The organism is Planktothrix serta PCC 8927, from assembly GCF_900010725.2.
Classification (GTDB): Bacteria; Cyanobacteriota; Cyanobacteriia; order Cyanobacteriales; family Microcoleaceae; genus Planktothrix; species Planktothrix serta.
In genome coordinates this window covers 1-18,912 of sequence record NZ_LR734863.1, presented here as the reverse complement: position 1 = coordinate 18,912, position 18,912 = coordinate 1, and the positions used below count along the sequence as shown (strand labels likewise).

The 18,912-nt window shown below is 40.6% G+C and carries 21 protein-coding genes; 10 read left to right on the top strand and 11 right to left on the bottom strand.

Annotation, left to right across the window (positions count from 1 at the left end; translation table 11 throughout):
• Position 1 precedes the first annotated feature (1 nt).
• On the bottom strand, positions 2 to 958 hold the full coding sequence (locus PL8927_RS08675; RefSeq protein ID WP_083619822.1) for a hypothetical protein: 957 nt from the start codon (positions 956 to 958) through the stop codon (positions 2 to 4).
• A gap of 6 nt (positions 959 to 964) precedes the next feature.
• Positions 965 to 1,927 (bottom strand): hypothetical protein, encoded by a 963-nt coding sequence (locus PL8927_RS08670; RefSeq protein WP_083619820.1) that lies wholly within the window; start codon positions 1,925 to 1,927, stop codon positions 965 to 967.
• Positions 1,928 to 2,058: 131 nt separating this feature from the next.
• Between PL8927_RS08670 and PL8927_RS08665 the strand changes: the two genes are divergently transcribed.
• From PL8927_RS08665 to PL8927_RS08650, 4 genes are all read left to right on the top strand, one after another.
• On the top strand, positions 2,059 to 2,304 hold the full coding sequence (locus PL8927_RS08665) for a hypothetical protein (RefSeq protein ID WP_083619817.1): 246 nt from the start codon (positions 2,059 to 2,061) through the stop codon (positions 2,302 to 2,304).
• 42 nt (positions 2,305 to 2,346) lie between these two features.
• Positions 2,347 to 2,982, top strand: a complete 636-nt coding sequence (locus PL8927_RS08660) for a hypothetical protein (RefSeq protein ID WP_083619814.1) — start codon at positions 2,347 to 2,349, stop codon at positions 2,980 to 2,982.
• 625 nt (positions 2,983 to 3,607) lie between these two features.
• Complete coding sequence (locus PL8927_RS08655) at positions 3,608 to 3,970, top strand: hypothetical protein (protein ID WP_083619805.1); 363 nt, start codon at positions 3,608 to 3,610, stop codon at positions 3,968 to 3,970.
• Positions 3,971 to 3,976: 6 nt separating this feature from the next.
• Positions 3,977 to 4,501, top strand: coding sequence for a hypothetical protein (locus PL8927_RS08650; RefSeq protein WP_083619802.1), 525 nt, complete (start codon positions 3,977 to 3,979; stop codon positions 4,499 to 4,501).
• Positions 4,502 to 4,730: 229 nt separating this feature from the next.
• On the opposite strand, the gene PL8927_RS08645 is transcribed toward PL8927_RS08650, so the two are convergent.
• The 8 genes from PL8927_RS08645 to PL8927_RS08610 are packed head-to-tail and all read right to left on the bottom strand — an operon-like array spanning position 4,731 to position 11,912.
• Positions 4,731 to 6,065, bottom strand: coding sequence for a ParB N-terminal domain-containing protein (locus PL8927_RS08645; protein ID WP_083619799.1), 1,335 nt, complete (start codon positions 6,063 to 6,065; stop codon positions 4,731 to 4,733).
• Positions 6,049 to 7,707 (bottom strand): hypothetical protein, encoded by a 1,659-nt coding sequence (locus PL8927_RS08640; RefSeq protein WP_083619796.1) that lies wholly within the window; start codon positions 7,705 to 7,707, stop codon positions 6,049 to 6,051. The genes PL8927_RS08645 and PL8927_RS08640 overlap by 17 nt, the downstream gene beginning before the upstream one ends.
• A complete protein-coding gene (locus PL8927_RS08635; protein WP_083619793.1) occupies positions 7,707 to 8,426 on the bottom strand; it encodes a hypothetical protein in 720 nt (239 codons plus the stop codon). Before PL8927_RS08635 ends, PL8927_RS08640 begins: the two co-directional genes overlap by 1 nt.
• A 1-nt stretch (position 8,427) precedes the next feature.
• A complete protein-coding gene (locus tag PL8927_RS08630) occupies positions 8,428 to 9,093 on the bottom strand; it encodes a hypothetical protein (RefSeq protein WP_083619790.1) in 666 nt (221 codons plus the stop codon).
• Positions 9,081 to 9,347, bottom strand: a complete 267-nt coding sequence (locus PL8927_RS08625; protein WP_083619787.1) for a hypothetical protein — start codon at positions 9,345 to 9,347, stop codon at positions 9,081 to 9,083. Before PL8927_RS08625 ends, PL8927_RS08630 begins: the two co-directional genes overlap by 13 nt.
• Before the next feature lie 9 nt (positions 9,348 to 9,356).
• Positions 9,357 to 9,845 carry a hypothetical protein gene (locus tag PL8927_RS08620; RefSeq protein WP_083619784.1) on the bottom strand — a complete coding sequence of 163 codons (489 nt, stop codon included), beginning with the start codon at positions 9,843 to 9,845 and terminating at the stop codon, positions 9,357 to 9,359.
• Between the two features lie 14 nt (positions 9,846 to 9,859).
• Positions 9,860 to 10,075, bottom strand: coding sequence for a hypothetical protein (locus PL8927_RS08615; protein WP_083619780.1), 216 nt, complete (start codon positions 10,073 to 10,075; stop codon positions 9,860 to 9,862).
• 19 nt (positions 10,076 to 10,094) lie between these two features.
• Positions 10,095 to 11,912 (bottom strand): DnaJ-like cysteine-rich domain-containing protein, encoded by a 1,818-nt coding sequence (locus tag PL8927_RS08610; RefSeq protein ID WP_083619776.1) that lies wholly within the window; start codon positions 11,910 to 11,912, stop codon positions 10,095 to 10,097.
• A gap of 828 nt (positions 11,913 to 12,740) precedes the next feature.
• On the opposite strand from PL8927_RS08610, the gene PL8927_RS08605 reads away from it, so the two are divergent.
• The 5 genes from PL8927_RS08605 to PL8927_RS08585 all read left to right on the top strand — a co-directional run bounded on the left by PL8927_RS08605 (position 12,741) and on the right by PL8927_RS08585 (position 15,708).
• Positions 12,741 to 12,995, top strand: a complete 255-nt coding sequence (locus PL8927_RS08605) for a helix-turn-helix domain-containing protein (RefSeq protein WP_083619768.1) — start codon at positions 12,741 to 12,743, stop codon at positions 12,993 to 12,995.
• Between the two features lie 65 nt (positions 12,996 to 13,060).
• Positions 13,061 to 13,636, top strand: a complete 576-nt coding sequence (locus tag PL8927_RS08600; RefSeq protein WP_083619764.1) for a hypothetical protein — start codon at positions 13,061 to 13,063, stop codon at positions 13,634 to 13,636.
• On the top strand, positions 13,637 to 14,089 hold the full coding sequence (locus PL8927_RS08595) for a hypothetical protein (RefSeq protein WP_083619761.1): 453 nt from the start codon (positions 13,637 to 13,639) through the stop codon (positions 14,087 to 14,089).
• A 43-nt stretch (positions 14,090 to 14,132) separates the two neighbouring features.
• The gene (locus tag PL8927_RS08590) at positions 14,133 to 14,405 is read left to right on the top strand and encodes a hypothetical protein (RefSeq protein WP_083619758.1); all 273 of its coding nucleotides are present in this window, start codon (positions 14,133 to 14,135) and stop codon (positions 14,403 to 14,405) included.
• A gap of 241 nt (positions 14,406 to 14,646) precedes the next feature.
• Positions 14,647 to 15,708, top strand: a complete 1,062-nt coding sequence (locus PL8927_RS08585) for a tyrosine-type recombinase/integrase (protein WP_083619755.1) — start codon at positions 14,647 to 14,649, stop codon at positions 15,706 to 15,708.
• A gap of 114 nt (positions 15,709 to 15,822) precedes the next feature.
• Here the strand turns inward: PL8927_RS08585 and PL8927_RS08580 are convergent, their stop codons facing one another.
• Positions 15,823 to 16,938, bottom strand: coding sequence for an ABC transporter ATP-binding protein (locus PL8927_RS08580; protein ID WP_083619752.1), 1,116 nt, complete (start codon positions 16,936 to 16,938; stop codon positions 15,823 to 15,825).
• A 246-nt stretch (positions 16,939 to 17,184) separates the two neighbouring features.
• Here PL8927_RS08580 and PL8927_RS08575 point away from each other — a divergent pair, with 246 nt between their 5' ends.
• Complete coding sequence (locus PL8927_RS08575) at positions 17,185 to 18,783, top strand: ABC transporter permease (protein WP_083619749.1); 1,599 nt, start codon at positions 17,185 to 17,187, stop codon at positions 18,781 to 18,783.
• Positions 18,784 to 18,912 lie beyond the last annotated feature (129 nt).

The following is an 18,912-nucleotide window of genomic DNA, read 5'->3' as shown; positions in this document are numbered from 1 at the left end:
ATTAAAATCCCAAAAAGGTAAAAGTTCCCCCTTCATAAGGATCAATCGTATTCCTTGAATAATCTGAAATTATTGTATCCGTGTACCCTGGGGTTGCAGGATTTCCCCCATCAAATGCAAGCAGATATCGAGTGCGAGTTGGTTTTAAACTAAAACTTTGAGATTCACCCAAATCAATTTCTGAATAAAAGGATCGAGATTTTACCCATCCGATTAAATCAGAAGCAATGGCAAATTGATCCAATTCCGCATTATCGGAAGCATCAAAAGAAGCCAAGCATTTTAAAATATCTTCAACTTTCACTAATAAAATTCTTAATGGAATTACTGCGTTAAGAATTCCATTAGGATTAACTTGGAAATTATAAATTTTCCCATCTTGGAAGCTATCAATAGCCCATGCTTTAGTCCCTGAAATTAATCCATTGTTGCTATCAATGACTTTCCTTAAATTTGCTTCTCCTATTACGGTAGGAGCTAATGGGGGCATACTGTAAAGCGTCCCTGTTTGAATAATTGGTCTTATTATTAATTCTACAGGCATTTCATCTCCTAAATTATGGTTTCCTATTGTATATGCAATCTCTGAATCTTGCCGAATAGTAATTTCAACAATAGCTGATTCGGAGCATTCTGCTATTAAAGCAATCCCTCCATCCGATGTGTCTAAATATCCTCCGTTAATCTCGATTGTTTTAGGGTGCTGATTCTTACTTCCAAAGTATAGGCTTAAACGATTCGTATTGTTTGGGTTTAGTTCCTCCTTGTAATTAATATAAACTTCCCGATTAACCTTAGAAGAAGTAGCGGGAACAATTATTGAAGGCTGATCTGGATTTAGTTTATAGAATCCCTCTTTAAAATATCGGTAGCTGGTATTCAAACCGGAAATCCCAGTCAAATCAATATTATTGCTAGATACAGTTTGGGATTTTATAAAATTATTAGAAACTGGCATTGGCTATCAAACTCCCTTTATAAATTGTATCCAAGCAATAGAATTTTTTGGGGTGTTTTTTCCTTCAAAAGTTTTCCCTTCACAATAAACCCACATTTCATCTAGTATCAGAAATTCACTTTGGGGAACTAAGAATTGCTTCCCATTCCCTGACCAAGTAAACGTCCCGGATTCATAAGATAGCGTTTCACCAGGCAACAAAAATGGGCTTGTATCAGGATTACAGAAATTTTCATCAAAATTAAAGAAAATTATTGATAATCCTGTATTTTGAAAATATAATATTTTCCGTCTGTTTTCAGAAGATAAAACTCTGTATTTTGTGTTAGTTGGTAAGGGATTGACACTGTTACTGTATTTATTTAGAGTTGTTGCTAATTCTGATTGTTGCTCATAAGTGATGATTCCCGAATAAGCCCCCCTAATCCTAATATAATTATTGACTTCATTAACTGTTTGATTTGATGGCTTTTGAGTGATGGCAATTCCTAGACAATAAGTCGAGTCACCAATATCTGATGCCTTTTTACTATTCAGAAATGGATTTATTAAATCAAGATAGTATTCTATCTGTTGATTATAAAGCCATTTTCTGGCTATAGCTTGCCAAGAACTATTATTGAATTTTTCAAACAGAGATAACTCAATTGCGTTTCCGGTTGACGGGTTAAATTCTGCCATCCACGCAAGGTCTTCCGCTTGTTGTTTTATCAGAGGGGTTAAATCTTCGTCGTACTCTGGCAATCGGTAAGGTCGATACAAGCCGGGTAGGTAGCTAATTAATTGCAATTGTTCAAGGGCAACAGAAAGGCTTATGTTGATAGCGGTACTAGGTTTTACCCTGTTAAGTACATCTGCATAATCAATTACCGTTATAACCTGATTTACAGGGGTATCGTTATCAAGGGTTATAAGCGGTATTCGTCCAGTGAACGCCCGCTCTATATTTTTTATGCTGTCTACTGGCATTTGGTTTTGGAAATGTCAATATGAATAAAATGCTACAGCCTATATTGTAGCATTTTATATGAGGGGTCTGACCCCTTGCATCTTTCAGGGATGATGTTGTAGCTTGAGAGTAGTTTATCTAGGTATCAATTATGGCTAGTCCTGCAACCCTTAACGCTGACACACTAGAACAACAGTTGGTTGAAATTATTAAACGTGTTCGCATTAAACAATTAGACACGGCAAAAAACCCTGATGGTGTCAGCATGATTACTGCAATGACCCGAAACGAAGTAAGCGGTTTGGTGACGGTCTCACTGTCTATTCCCACAATCGAAGCAATTGACGTAACAGATGGGAGTATTGATTACAGTGCCCTTGCTCCTTATTTAGACTAAATATTACGGTCTAAATAAACATTAAGGAGGTTTTAAAAAAAAATGGCAGAAAAAGTAATACCGGGTAAATCTGGTAGTCAGCTTGAAGTAACTCAGGGTTTGCCAAACGAGTCTCAAGCGCAGGCGGCAGCTGCTTTAGATGATTTAAAGGCGAACGATACGCAAGAAACGGGCGGGAAAATAAATTCATTAATGCGGGTGAAAGTGCCTGTATGCAATGATTATTTTACCTATACTTTTTTACCAGAATTATTTCTTGAGCAATTTGATGTCGATCTAAAAAACGGTGTCCCTGATGGTTGGAAGCAAATAAAAATTGGGAAAAGCGCGAAGGATGGATCGACAGCACCAAAAGGAAACGATAGAAATCCACTCCCACCAGGGATTTCAAAATTTAAACGTCGGGTTATTGGAAAAAAGGTAATTATCCCCCTGCCGAAGGATCATTTTATCAAGCAAACATTAGTTGGTAAGCCAAATAAGGATAAAATCATCAAAAGGTTATTTCTAAGATTTCCATCTGTTTGCTCACATATCGCTATTGCCGTTTGGCTTTCAAAAGTTATTCCGGCAGCAAAAATGCCTGCAACTTTAAAAATTGAACAGCTATCTTTTCCAATGCCAGTAGAACGCGAATACACAACGTTGATTGTGCCTAAATGGATAAAATCGGCTTAAAATGTGGGACTTAATTTTTGACCAACGCTATGAAGATTTAACTAACCCTATACAACCTTTTCTTCTCCCTCAAGAATTTAGTTCATATTTGGTTAAATGTCAGTTCATTGCCGAGGAAGTTCCTAAAAATTGGAAATTAGGGGGATATTTAGATCATTTAATCGAAGACCCCCCTGACCAATTCACTTTTTACAAAAATTACGCTATTTATTTAGATGAACCTAGATTATGCAATTTAGATCCTTTGACTGATAAATTTAGAATTCGGTTTAGACCACTAAAGCGATATTTTTGGTTCACTCTAAAAGTTTGGATTTTTCAAGGGTAAATCTACTAAGCTAAGTATTTTTCTTGACAATAAAATGAATACAAACTTAGTAGTGATTTCATTATTTTTCATTCAGTGCCTTTCAACAATGTGTTTCTGTATTTATTTCACCCATCAACTCGCAAACACAAAACGTGACATTACTGAAATAAAAAATGATGTCAATAACTTAGGGGCGCTTATTCGACAAAATCGGGCATCAATCGAGGGGAAACTGGTTAGATTTATTACGGAAACAGCTACCCGATTTAGACAATTAAATGCAGATACAAATTTCACCTACCCAAATGAGGACAAATGAGTTTTATTATTTACAGACAACCTACAGTTTCTTCTGAACAATTAGTTCTGGGTGACTGGACACAATTGTTAATCGATTCCGTCCCGCTTTATGGAGCAACAACGCCCCATGAAATTACGGATTTGATTCCGGCTGACCTTACTGCAATCTACGGGCGAAAAGCCTTGATTACTGTTGAAGATGCAGAAATTGTAATCGCTTTTGGGCGGGATGTTACGGATACAGATAAATTGTTTATTCCGCCCAATGGAAATATCGAAATTGAAGTGGGTAAACAGAAAGTTTCCGCTACAGTTTTAACAGGTGAGGTAATTGCCTCTGTTCAGGTTTGGGTAGCTAAATATAGTAAGGTTTTGTAAAACAATATGAAATATTGGGGGAGAACACAGACAGCAGCACCACAAATTTGGAACGATATTCAAAGTAAACCGGAATTTCTGGCTGACAACCAGATTGAGTATGATGAAATAACAAATAAGCCAATTGTTGAATCGGGAACTTTTGCTCCTAAAATGTATGGAATGGTGATCAAAAGTTTTCATCATTACAAAAACACGGGAAAGTATATCAGGATTAATAATGCTTATTTTTTCTCAATTTATTTAGAGGTAGCTCTAAGTAATCAGAATGGATCTGAAATATTAGAGATTCGGGATCTCCCGTTTACATTTCCAAGCCCAAACTATACTCCTGTCTGGATACCAGGAACATACTACGGTATTACGAATAACTATGTTCCTTATCTATACGGTATGGGCGGATTTAGTATAATTAGAATCGGGTATACTTATGGAACCACTTTCACTACCTCTTACAACCACCTTACAGCTAATATGCTTAGGACTTCTGGTACTTTTTGCTTGGCGTGTAACGGCAGCTTTTTTGTTTAATTTTAATAAAAACTTGGGACTGCAATGGTTGAATGTGAGTAACTTTAGCGATCGCAATCCCCACAAATCCGATTCCTTATTCAGCAGGATTTGTGGAAGATAAAAATGGGTTTGCAAGAATCGTCTAATTGTTTCAATTGAGTTGAAAACTACCTGGCCGCGACTCAAAAATTGAAACATCCCCCAAATAACGCCGTCTGATTTCATCAGGAGATGTGTCACACCAGTTTTACAGATTGTTATTGAAAGATTTATCTATTAGAAGAATCAAAAATCGTTCTTTATCTCGTTGCTCCAAATTGCCAATTTCTCCCCAGTATTTCTCAACTAAATCATCAAGTTGATCCGAAACACCAGGATCTAAACACTGCTTAAGTTTTAAGGAGATTTTTCGGAATAAATCACTAAGTTGATCATTTGAAGCCGTCTCTAATTGCTTCTCTGTTAGTAATGGTTCAAGGGTTAACTCTGCTGTAACTTCTGATGCCTTGTTACTCGATGACAGGTGTTCGCCTGTTTGTTGAGTGGTAACTGATGACTGATGACTAACGCCTGAAGGCTGACTGTTATCTGTTGACTGCTGACCAGGGGGAGCAGGAGACTGGTGATCAGTATTGGGTTCAACAAACACCTCTTGAGTCTTGACAAGACTTTCTGGGGGTAGGAAGATAAAGACATCAGTTGTTTGACCTTTATCAAAAATTACAATTACTCCCTGTGATAAATCTAGCCGGGTAATCTGTCCAACGAAACCGTTGTATTTGCTATTGGGGTCAATACATTTAATCCGATCTCCAGGTTGAAAATTCTGTTCTTCAAAAGCCTTTTTGTTTAAGAATTGGTTGTGAACAATGCTGACCGTCGAGTTGGAACACCCCAACAATCTAGAGATGTGGCGATCGCTCCATTTTTTTCGGGAATCGCCATCGGGCAACGAATCCAATACCGAAAAAATTCGCCAAATTGACCTGGAGATATCAGCCTTCCTAACCCCTAATCCATTTTTCAAATTGATGGTGCACGACTGCAGCAGGGCATCGGGTTCGGTAGATTCGATAATTTCACAGGGCGCGGTTGTTCTGCCGTCGGCTTGCAACGCCGCATATCGGTGAAAGCCATCAACCAAATAAAAGTTCCCATCCGGTAAACGATGAACAATTAACGGCGGGGGGTCTTTGGGGCTACCATCGTCTTCTTTTAAGAGTAATTCCTGGTATCTCTCAACAATTGAAGGGTCAAGATAGGGTTCACCTTTATCGTCAAATAGGTTGTAGAGGTCTGAACGCTGCTGAAAACGCCGCTCAACTTTAATCTGATCTAAGGGAAGATTGGTTATGGTTGCACTAAGGGCTTTTGCCGGGTTGGGTTCTACTGTTCCATTTTCAGGAGTTGAATCGATAGGACGCCACTTAGAAAGCTTAGTGATTGTATTTTTCTCACTATCAAGCCCCTGAAAGCTATTTGCGAAAACTTTCTTAACTTGAACCTTGATTTCTTGGCGATGATTGGGGGAGAAAGCCCAAACTTTATCACCAACCTGGGGAAGTTTAGCTAATTTCGTCATGACAAAGATCCTCAAATTTTTGTATATCAGCCCAGAGAGAAGAGGCGATCGCCTCCGCGATATTGCGCGGAACGTTAGATACAAATTCGAGCGAAAGCTCCGAGGACAAAAATTCTAAATATCCGCGATCTAGTACAGAATCCGTACCCGTGATGTCTTGGTCTATCGGTGAGTTCTTTTGCGAATCTGATGAAGTGTGCGAATCGCACAGTCCTAATTTTTCCCGAAACTTGCGAACACGTTCATCTACAAGGGCTTTAGCTTTTTCGATACGGTTAGCTACCCTCGGAACGTTGGTATTATCCTCAAACCCCCCTCCGACTCCCCCCGTTTTTTGTAAAATTTTAGGGTTCACAAAACCTTCATTAAGGGGGGGTGTGAAACGGCCTAATTCTTCGTTATTTTCGGTTTCTAAACTATCTTCGATAATTGCCGTATCTAGCTCTACGTCGGCTGTTTCATACCCTTCCCAGATATCTCTGTGTTTATAGAGGGTTGCGGTACTCGGAGCCGTCCCAAACAACTCAAGAGACTTTTCCTTAAGAGCCGTAATAAAACCCCGGACAGTGGTGATCGCCTGTCCTGCGATCGCTTTCGCGCACAGAGAAATCCGGTTTCGGGCTTCCTGCCTTAACCTTTCGTTAGCATCGAGGACGAAAACCTCCTCGTGAGGAACAACCCTTTGAGGGCGAGAACAGTAGGCTTTGTAATATTGGTGAGAGTCATTACAGCTAACCCACTCGCGGCACCGCTTGATCAAGTCGTTCTGATGGTCGCACCATTTTTTAAATCCTGGCAAGGATTCGGACGTGGCAACCATCCAGTTAACCAAATTTTCCCCGACTAGGTGGTGAAAGACGGCTCCAATCTTAAGGAGATTTTTTAGGATCTCGTTGGTCTGGCCGTCTCCTGTCCACCCCCTTTCCAAAGAAGATTCTAAATCCTGCCGCCATTTCGCGGCATTGGCTGACAATGAATCTGGCCGTTGATGGCGGGAGAGTTTTGCATTATTGATGAAATCTTGAATGACAGGAAAATCTTGACCCGCCGCGCCCCAATCCATCAACTTAAGGAAGAAATCAAGGTTAAATCCGTTGGAAGATGGGAATAAATTATCTGGATCTAAAACACAGCTTCCTGATTGAGGTTGAAGTGGGAGGCGGTGCCCGTTGTAGTCAGTGATTTTGTCGAATGAGTATGCTTTGACATTAGGAAATATTTCCAAGTGTGCGGATCGCACAGTAAACCCGTTATTGGTCAGGAAATTTTTCAGGGCAACTGCCAGTTTGAACGTCGGGACGGGTGCGGGTAGAGGTAAGTAGATATGTAACCCATAAGAATCAGACGACTGGATCAGAATGTGGCGGTGAAAACCCATAAATTCCAGGGTATTCAACAGGCCCGGAATGTCACCGCCATTTTTGGGGTGATAGGGGCTTCCCTTATCAATATCGAGCATTGCATAGCGAGTTAATTTTCCAAATCGCACCCCAACAATTTCAAGGGGATTTTCCCATTTTTTGATGAGAACCCCATCAGAAATCGGGTATTTTGTCTCGGTAGTCCATCTTCCCCACGCAGGCTTATAAATCCAGTGGAATCTATGGGGAAACCATTCTAAAAATCGGGTGAAGGTATCCATTAATAAAATTCCTCGTATTTCGTAGGCTTAGATTCAAAAGGGATGGGGTCATTGTCATCAGAATTAACCCGGATATAATCCTCATGACACGGGAAATTTTCGGGGGTTATGCCTTTAGGAAATAATGTTTGAAGCGTGTTTAATCCAACTTCTGCAAAAGCTTTTCGTTGTGAGTGGGTTAAACATCGGTCTGTGTTCGAGCAAATCTTTAAAATCTGAATACAAGTTAACGCTTGTACAGATAAATCTCTAACTTGCTTTCTTAAGTATTTCTCGTTATGTTCAAGAATTTTAAGTTTGTCTTTTTGTTCGTCAGCAACGTAAGTTAATTGCCGATTATCGTTAACAAGTTCCTGGTGTAACTCAAAAAGTTCCTGATTCTCTTTCTGCAACTGTTCAACTAACGCATCTAACCCACTATTCGCCCCTTCTAACTCAATTAATTTTTCTTGTAACTTGTTAAGTTGAATTGGTGCGTATTCTTGAATCAAATGATTAACGAAAGAGACTTCTGTTAAACCAAACAGACAACAGCGTTCCTCTTCTTCTGTATAAGCTGACAATACTTCTGATGTTTCCCCATTGGCAGAAACTTCTGCTTTAACGAAATCAAGAAGAACATCTAATTGCTGTTTGGGTAATGCAGGAAGCCAGACTAATAATTTAGCAATTGATTCTCCGTAATCACTTAAGCCTAGGTTCATTTGCTCGGTATCCATTTCAATCCTCCGATAGTTCTAATTCATCTTTAATTTCCGACAAAATTGCCTTACCCTCCTTGTATCGATAATTTTTAAATCCCATAACGTCTTTTATGATTTGGCTATCGCTCAAACCGTCTTCCAATGCTTCTAAAACAGGTTCAAAATATTCTTGTGCGAGTTTGCTTAGTTCAGGTTTCTGAACCGATGAACGATTTAGTTCACCCCGTTCTGAACGGTTCTGAACTAAAGGCTCATTATCGCTGTAATCTTCATGAACACTATCGTTCAGGAGTTCAGAATTAGGTGAACTCAATGAACTACTCCGTTCAGCCACTAGAAACTGCGCGATCGCTGTATTGGTACTTTGAGCAAGGTACAAATCACTTGCGAGCGAGTGTTTAAATTCAGCTTGTTCCCGTTTGTTTAGGGCATCAATTTTAGGCTTAAGTTTGCCTAATTGATTGGAAAGATAGAGAGATGTGCTACTTGCAGAAATGGCATAAATAATAGAGGCAAACCGAAAAACTCTATGCCAGTTGTTGGCAGTGTCACGGGTTAAAAAGGGAGTGAAGAACCAACAGGGTAAAGAGGTGCTTAACAGAATGATATTGAGAATATGGTAAGTTTTCCAATTCTGCTTAATCGCCTCACTTTGGGCATTGGGATTAATTACTGAACCCATTGGATTGCACCCCCCACGAATAGGGCTATACCTAAGCCAATGATGAACAATAACCCTAAAAGCCACTCTTTATCATCATCGGTTTTCCGGTAAAAAGTAACCGCTCCTGTAGCACCTAAACCAATGGAACAGAGAATGATTAGGAGAAAGAAAGGTTCTCTCAATTGATCAACTAATAAGGCAAGCAACGCGAAGAAACTGGCAACACCAGCAATCAAGAGAAAGAACCCGATAACGCGGTAAAATTGGATCATTATTTAAGGCTAAAGTTGAGCGGCTAACTGACTAATTGCTTGGTCGGCGGCTTGAGCGGCTTTCTCCAATCCTTGACCTAATTTGGCGTATTCAGGACGCAAGCCATGGAGATATTTTGCACTGGTATTTTTATACCCTTGCATCCGTCGTTCATTCCGTGCTTCATTACGGCGGTATTTCTCGTGATGACGATTAATAACTGTGCCGTGATTGCTGATTTTTTCTAACTTTTCATAAGCCTTCTTACTGGCTTTCCGTTTCATCCGTTCCTGTTTTTCTACTTCGGTTAAAGCGTCAGCTTCTTCCTCCGTAAAGGCCCGTGCTTCTGTAACAACAGGGACGGCGCGATAACTTTTCCAACTGCCCGGACTATCGGGAGTAATCGCATTTTGAGCGGACTTTTGATGAACTGAATTCGCGTCTAAATTATTAGATTGGCCCTGAACTGGAGCAACGCTACCCCCGTTAAAATCGTCTCCTTTGAAATATCCAAGCATTTTTTTTCTCCGTGTTAGAATTGCAATTCTTCAATGCTGATTACTGTCTCAATCTCGGTCAAAAAATCGGTTAACTGTTGTCGATTCAAACTACTAACCGTTGATTTCTTAAACCGAGTGTTTAATAGTTCAGCCATTTGAGATTGGGTAATGTTCAACCGATAGCGGTGATACCCAATCTTGGCTAAAATGGCTTGAACGATAGACTCGCCGTCATCTGATTGAGTCATTAGACGGCCCTGTTTGTAATTACGCCAGGGGTGAGTTTTCATGGGTTAACGGGAATGGTGATAAGTCAACCAATGAGAGGGAAACTTGTTCTTTGAACTTTTCTAAAGCGAAAAGGTAGCCGTTACCCATCAGTTCAACAACAGGATCATCCGGGCTGAGAAATTCGGCTTCTTTTTGAGTCAGAATTTCTTCTTTCACCCACTGAGGCGCACTGATTCGCCAGCCGTCAGGGGTGCAGAAACAATTAATTTCACCGGGTCGCCGCAATTGGAATTGATAGGCAATTTTTGCCTTTGCTTCTGTAACGGTTTTCCAGTTCAACAGAAGTTTATCTGTGCGATTCGCACACTGTTCGCGCTCTAAATTGATGTCGTTAATCCAATCAACGAGGTACAACCGCAGAGCGATTTCAGCCGATTTTTTGTAATGTTCGGCATAACCGAGAACGATCGCAGCGTCCATTTTTGTTAATGGTTGCCGACGAACTTCCTCTAGTTCCTCTGGGGTAGAACCTTCTTCGCGGTAAAACGCGATCACGGTTTCCTTCTCAAAGTCGCTGGCATAAAGAGAGGTATCAACAGGCGGCGTAATAGGGGTATTAGAGGCAATGCGATCAATCGTTGCCGACTGAACGAATGGCAAGGATTGACACTGTTCTTTGAAATTGCTGGCAAAAGAGTATGAACCAAAAGACCAATTTTCCTCATAATTGCCGGGTGAATATCCTGAAAACCAGCAATTACCGTCAAAGCTTTTAGCGATCGCCTCCACCCGTCGAGAATATTCAGCATCCAGGGAAACAAAGTTGACGAGAACATTAACATTGACATCGGGTTGGCTCAGTTTTGGCTCAGTTTTTGGCTCAGGTTCTGAACACGTCGGACATGGCTCGTTATCTTCACCGGAAAAATCCAGAATTTCACCCGTGCCGTCGCAATCGGGACAATCCCCTGAGTCGGAGGGGATTGTCCCGATAATTTCCTCAATAGTCGGAAGGTCGCTGGGACTAGGAACGGGTTCTAAAAATCCTTTCCCGTCACATTTTGGACAAGTTTCCCAGTCAATTAAATGGTCTGCGACACCTGCAAAAATATTCCCCGCACCGCCACAGGCAGGACAGCAATTTTCTGGTTTTTTGAAGAATATGGATGACTTCAAACCCTTGATTAATAGAACCAGACGATCTCGCTCGTACAAATCAGGGACAAATTCATGCAATTTTAGAGAAAAAGATTGTTCAGGAGGAAAGCGATCATAGTCCAACAATTCCATCGCATAAGCGACAGGTTGCAAATCCTGGTGAGCTAACAGAACCCCATAGTGAAATGCGATGAGTTGGTAATAGTTGAATGTGGGAAGAGCAAGAATGATGTCAGAACAAATCGGGCTAACGTGTTTTATCGTTATTGCTGCAAGTTCTTCCTCATCAACATCATCATCATCATCATCATCATCATCATCTTCGTCTTCGTTAGGGTCTGGTGCCGCTAATTCGGGAACGGCAACTTGAACCGATGAAAGATGCAATTCTTTATCCATAGTTTCCTCTTTTTGGGTTATAGTGTTAGGCGTTGTACCCCCTGGTTCAACACCCTCAGTGTGGTCGTCTCCATCTCCGTGTGAGATGATCGCACTCTCCCCTAATTCATCAAACAACTGGGCGATTTTTTCTCCAATAGCATTAATCCAAGTCTGTTTTAGGGTAAGTGTTCCGAAAGTTTTGACATCATCAGAAGAGAGTCCTAACTCCGCCGCGTCTTGTTTTAGATCGGCGAGTTTTTTTTGTCCAATGGAGTCTTTTAGTAATCGGATTTTGGCAATAGAGGAGCTGTTCATAGGTTCTCCTGTTTGTTGTTAGTGAATGTGTAACTAAAGACTAAAAAGAGCCAAGGCTCGTAGAAATTAACCCGATTTTCTTCTCGGAGTTTATACATGGCATACCAAAAGGTTGAGGGGGAAAAACCCAATTCTTCTTGCAATTCCTTGGGGGAAAAGTGAAGATAAACCGCTTTTGGTGGTGCGTTTGCGATAAGCCATTTCTCAAGGATTGAGACGGCAGCGTCAAGGGTTGATATTGTCATTTGGGAATTAACAATTGGGATAAATTAGACTCCTGAAAATACTCGGAAAACTGCATTTTCAGGATTTGGTTCTATCTGCCACTTCCCCGATTAAAGGCAATCTTTAATATCAGCAAAGCAGCAATAACTAACGAAACGGCAACACCAACAAGGGTTAATGATCGACAGGTGCAAATAGTCATAGGCACAACTGAGGGGTTAGACCCCCAGGGGGTTAAGGTCTTCTGGTATGAGATGCCCCGTTTTGGTAGGGTGAGTGCAAAGAAATTTTTGGTAGCCTGGGGATTTTCACCCCAGGTTTTGCTGTCGATACCAGCAAAATTCATCCAGTTATTCCGAAAGAAGCTTTTTGACTTACATAGGCACATCCTCAACGCAACGGTACAGGGTAGGAGAGGAAGGACTCCGCAAAACTGCCGAAACAAAAGACTTTTAGCTGTGTTTTGCATTGGCCTTAGAATCAACACAGAAGCTAAATCCGCTCAGGAAACCCCTAACTGCAATAGGGGAAGCTTTGTTGTTGTTTCCTACATCTCAATATAGCACGTTATCTTGACTTGTCAAATTGAGATGTTATTATGATATGATAGAAGAAGAAAACAATCAAGAGGTTAGAAGAACCACATTGAGTCGCCAACTGAGAGAGAAAGCAGGATTAACCAGAGAGCAGCTAGCTGCAATCATTGGTGATATTGCCGTTTCTACTTTGGCGCGATGGGAAAACAATGGTGTTGAACCGTCTATGACGCGACAACAATGGCACAACTTCTGTCGTGCTGTAGGGGTAAACTTTGAAGATTTGCCAATGGTTCTGTCAGAGAAAGTTTTAGTTGCTTAGTCGTAGGAGGTGAGGAGAGTTAGTGGGTATGGGAGAATTGAGATATCACATTCAGTTCTCCCACTATGTTGTTACCCACTTTGATTTTAATTCGTCGAATGATGTTTCTGTCCATTGGAATCTATTTTTTCGTACAAACCGGAAACCCGGAATTGTCCGCATTGATCATTTCTGTGCTATTAACCGTAACCTTTCTAAACTTTTTCTGGCGAAAAGTTTTCAGGAAAGAGCCTACAAAGTTCTGGCATTTTTCTAATATTGCGGAAGGAATAATGGCTGTATTTGTTGCGATTCTTGCAATATCCATCGTTTATCTGCCATTCTACCTAACCCGTACAATATTATCGTCACCAGTAGGAGCAAAACGGATACTCATTCTTGTCTTTATCCTGGCTACTATCTTATACGGTCTAATTGGATATTTAGAAACCATTCTTCCTATTCCATTTCAATTCCGAAAAGCCACAAAATCCAAACAACCTAAAACATTATCAACTCCCCCTAACGAGGCATCACTAACAAAATCTCAGTCACCATCTGTTGATGATGAGATTAGTCGATTAAAACAGAAAGTCCAAAATGAAGACGGTTACTTATCTCAAAGTAAACCTGAACCCAAAGATAAAAAAAGGAGAACCTAAATGTTAACAGACAGACAATTTGTTGCACTTCAGCTATTTGCAAATATTACTTCTAAATGGCCTGAAGTGCTTTTTGTTGAGAGAATTAAAGATAGAATTAAAGATTCTGAAAGTATAAAAAGAATTGCTGACAGTTCATTCGTCTATGCTGATATATTCTTAGAACAGTCGGGCGGCGGAAATATAGATGGAAATATAGATATAGAAACCATAGAAACCATTGAAAAAGAATTTAAAGATATAGGAGACAAACTTGAAAAAATGCACGAATCGAGCCAGAAAATGAACGAATTGAACCAGGAATTAGTTCAAATTAATAAAGCTTTATTCGATTTAGTGACTAATGATGTTGAGTATGTTGAGGAGGAAGTTGAGGAACAAAAGACATCTTTTATTACGTTAGGCGCAATAGCCTGGGTTGATGGAGAACCCGTTTATGTAGAAGCGGAGTAATTAAAAATCTATCAGTGTAACACTCATTCAACAAGAGGTTTAAATGCTAACTGACAGACAATTCATCGCCCTAACTTTTTTAGCGAACACCATCAACAACGAAGCGGATTTAGTGTTTTTGGTACGGGGGTCTGGAAAAATATTTGATTTTGTCCTAAAAGCTGCCGATATGTTTCTTGAGAAGACTAAATCATCTTCTAGTAGTAGTGAGAATCCAACGCATCTAATAGAGCAATTAGAGGGCAACAACAACAGACTAGAAAAAATAATTGCAGAATTAGATGTTCAGTATTTAGAGTCAACGTCAGGGGATTAACACAATGAAAAAACCTATAGGATTAACAGATTATCTAGCCCCTTGGTTCATTCCATTATTCCTGTTCTTCGCTGGCTTCTTCATTTCGCAAGTCGTTCAAATCAAAGTAGAAATAGGTAGCGATAGACAGGTGTATACCAATCGGTAGACAGTGTAAATCAATCAACAAAAACCCTCTAAATCACTTCAGCCGGATTAGAGGGTTTTTAAATCATCCAGTAACATTTCTACATTCTAGCTTATGGGCATTTCAAGTGACAAAGGACGAATAACAATTCGATTCAAAGACCCCAATGGAAACCGTGTTACACTTTATCCGGGGTTGTCAACATTAGACATTGATGATCAACTGAAGGCTAAAGAATTTGAAATAAAAATTCAACAGGATATTAGAGCCGGAACATTCGATTGGTCACATGAACGGTATAAAGTTGCAGAAAATTTAACCACAGCGAATTTAACAACGGCTGAAGCATTTAACTTATTCGTAGCGACAAAATCCTTAGACCCCCAAACAAGAGGATTATATAATTCAGTCGTCTTTACTCTCAAAGCTTGCAACCTTGATAAAATCAATATTAGGCAATTTTCGGAACAGCAAGCCTTTCAATTTTTAACCCATTGCCAACAGAAAAATTTAAAAAGTAGCACAATCCAAGCCAAAATTAAACGGCTAAAGGCTGCGTGGGAATGGTTCATACAGAGAGGATTAGTAGCTAATAACCCTTGGACTTCCCCACGCAAAAGCATCAAGACAGAAAAGCCACTTATTCAACCCTTTGAGCGAGAAGAGATTCAATTAATCATTCAGGGATTTAACGGTTCTAGTTATCAACCGATGGTTCGCTTCCTGTTCGGCAGTGGTGTTCGGATTGGGGAAGCGATCGGGTTGCGTTGGCAGGATTTATCTCCCGACTGTGCAACCTGCACAATCTCATCTCAGATTAGCCAAGGAAAACGCAAGCCGCCAAAAAATGGAAGTGTTCGTTCATTTGGTTTGACAGATAATCTGCAAAAGATGCTGTCAAACCAACCCAAACAAGCAGAAAGCGTGTTTCTTAATCATGCTGCCCTGCCGATTAAGCCATCCACTTTTAGGGTCAAATGGAAAGACGTACTAGCAAACTGTGGGATTGAATACCGGAAACCATACTCATGCCGCCACACATTTATTAGCCACGCTCTACAGTCAGGAGTTCCCGCCGTAACAATAGCCAGAATCACAGGACACGATTTAGAAACTCTGTTCACCTATTACGCAGGGTTTCTCAAAACAGACGTTCAACTGCCAACCCTTTACTAACTGTGCGAATCGCACACTTGATTTCTACCAAAATTTCTACCAGCTTCAAACCCAGACAGAGGGGCAGAGGGTCTGACCCCTCACCCCTAAAGTCCGATTTTTTCTAGGATTATTTCACAGAATAACGCCACTTTTAGAACCCCCTTGAATCCGACTCGGAAATACTCGCAAAGCATTTTCGGGGACGGAGATTTTAACGCGCATTCCCACAGGTAAAGCCGTTGTCGCACTGGTTCTGGCGATGAGTTCCCCACCTGAAGGAACTTGCAAACTATAGTGATTTTCTCGTCCGAGAAATTGGCGATCGCGGATCACAACAGGCGCGTTATCATCGGGTTTAAGAATAAAATCCTCTTGTCGTACCATTAATTCTACCCGGTCTAATTTATCCCAATCTGAGGTAAGTTGATCTACAAGATAGGGGTTAATTGCAAAACAACCCACTTCCGTTTCCCAAAAATCTCCTCGACGTTTCGCCGGAATAAAATTCGCTTGAGTCACAAATTCTGCTACAAATCGAGAGGCGGGTTGCTGATAAATGGTTTCCGGTGTGCCCAACTGTTCTAACCGTCCAGCGCGCATCACCGCCACCCAATCAGAAATTGATAGGGCTTCTTCTTGGTCATGGGTAACAAAAATTGCGGTAGTTCCTGCTACTTTTAAAATATCGCGTAATTCCTGCCGCAATCTTAACCGCACCTGTACATCTAAATTACTTAAAGGTTCATCTAATAATACTAAAGCCGGATGGGGCGCTAAAGCACGGGCTAAGGCGACCCGTTGTTGCTGTCCTCCCGATATTTCGTGAGGATAACGTTTTTCATAACCCGATAATCCCACTAATTCTAAAACTTCGGCGACCCGTCTGTGAATCGCTAAACTAGATTTTTTCTTACTATTTTTTAAGCCAAAGGCAATATTTTTTTCAACGGTTAAATGGGGAAATAAGGCATAATCTTGAAACACCATCCCCACATCTCGCTGTTCTGGCGGTATCCAACAATCTAAGCCAGCTACTTCTCGCCCAGCGAGAGTAATGGTTCCCGTGTCCGGCTGTTCAAATCCGGCAATCATTCGCAATAATGTGGTTTTACCACATCCAGAAGGGCCTAATAATCCCAAAATATCCCCTTCATGTAACTTAACGCTAACGCCTTGAACGGCTGCCGTCTGGCTTCGAGAAAACTGTTTACCGACGTTCTCTAAATACAGAATTACAGATTGAATCATAGCAAATCAAATAGGCTTACAGTTCAGCTTGGGTGTCGGGTGTCAGCCAACAGTTAACAGCCAACAGTCAACACCTAAATTGAAATTATATTCACAAACTTGATTAAGTATACTCCCTTTTTAGGATATATTCTCACTAAGACGGGATTAAATTTTTGGGAGTGTTTTTAGGTGCGGTTATTCCCCTTTGAGTCTTTGCTAAAAGCCTTTCGCAGCTTGAGTCTGGACGTTTGGACTGTGTTTGTCATGGCGATCGCAATTTTAATCGCTACTCCGGTATTATTTGTATTAACCAGTATTTTCACCAATTCGGCTACGGTCTGGAACCATTTAGCCTCAACGGTTCTCCCCGGTTATATTCTCAATTCCTTATTGCTAATCTTTGGCGTTGGCAGTGGGGTATTATTGCTAGGAGTCAGTAGTGCTTGGTTAGTGACGATGTGTCGATTTCCGGGTAGTCGCCTGTTTCAATGGGGATTATTACTCCCCTTAGCTGCACCCGCTTATATTCTCGCCTATGTGTACACCGAATGGCTAGATTTTTATGGCCCGGTGCAAACCGTCCTACGGAATGCCTTCGGATGGAGTAGTATTGATGACTATTGGTTTCCTAATATTCGTTCGGTTTGGGGAGCAATTTTTTTATTATCTTTAACGTTATATCCCTACGTTTATTTATTAACTAGAGTTGCCTTTTTAGAACAATCAACTTGTACCTTGGAGGCGAGTCGTTCCCTCGGTTGTGGCCCCTGGAAAAGCTTCTATGCGATTGCTTTACCCTTAGCTCGTCCGTCTATTATTGCGGGATTAGCCTTAGCATTAATGGAAACCCTCAATGATTTTGGGACGGTTCAATATTTCGGAGTTGATACGTTTACAACGGGAATTTATCGAACTTGGTTTGGCATGGGAGAACGAATCGCAGCCTCTCAATTAGCTGCGGTTTTAATGTTATTTATTTTAGGCTTAATTTTAATCGAGCTTTGGTCACGTCGCCAAGCTCAATATTATCAAACTGGAAATCGATTTCAATCCTTAAACCAATTTAAACTCAAAGGATTTCGAGGAATTTTAGCAGTTTTTATCTGTTTATTTCCGATTATTTTAGGGTTTTTAATTCCCAGTGGTATTTTATTACAAATGACCGTAGAAAATTTAGAAACCGTTTTCAATGCTGAATTTTGGAATTATGCCTTACATAGTTTAATTTTAGCCACAATTAGCGGACTTTTAGCGGTTTTTATTGCTTTAATTATGGCCTATGGTGTGCGGTTAAATTATAATTTTATGATGCGATTATCCACCCGAATTGCAGCTATGGGTTATGCGGTTCCGGGTTCTGTAATTGCGGTGGGAATTTTAATTCCTATTGGTCGCTTAGATAATAGCATTGATGCGTTGATGCGGTCTACCTTTGGCATCAGTACAGGATTGTTATTCAGTGGAACAATTATCGCTTTAATTTATGCTTATTTAGTGCGATTTTTAGCGGTTTCTTTTGGGGCGGTGGAATCAAGTTTAAGTAAAATTAAACCCAATTTAGATGAAGCAGCCCGGAGTTTAGGATATGGTGCAACTCGGACTTTAATTAAAGTTCATACCCCGATGATGTGGAGTGGGTTATTAACCGCCGGAATGTTAACCTTTGTAGATGTGATGAAAGAATTATCCGCTACCTTAGTAATTCGTCCATTTAATTTTGATACCCTAGCGATTCGCGTCTATAATTTAGCTTCCGATGAACGATTAGCCGAAGCAGCAGCCCCCGCATTAGCTATTGTTGTGGTGGGGATTATTCCGGTTATTTTCTTAAGTTTAAAAATAGCTCAATCCCACCGTTCATAACCCGTAGGGTGCGTAAGCAAAGCGCACGCACCATCTATCTATAGCGCTACGCGCAAGGGAACAGGGAACAGGGAACAGGGAACAGTAAGAAGTGAAAGGGTTTCAGGATTTAAAAATGTCCTAACCGTA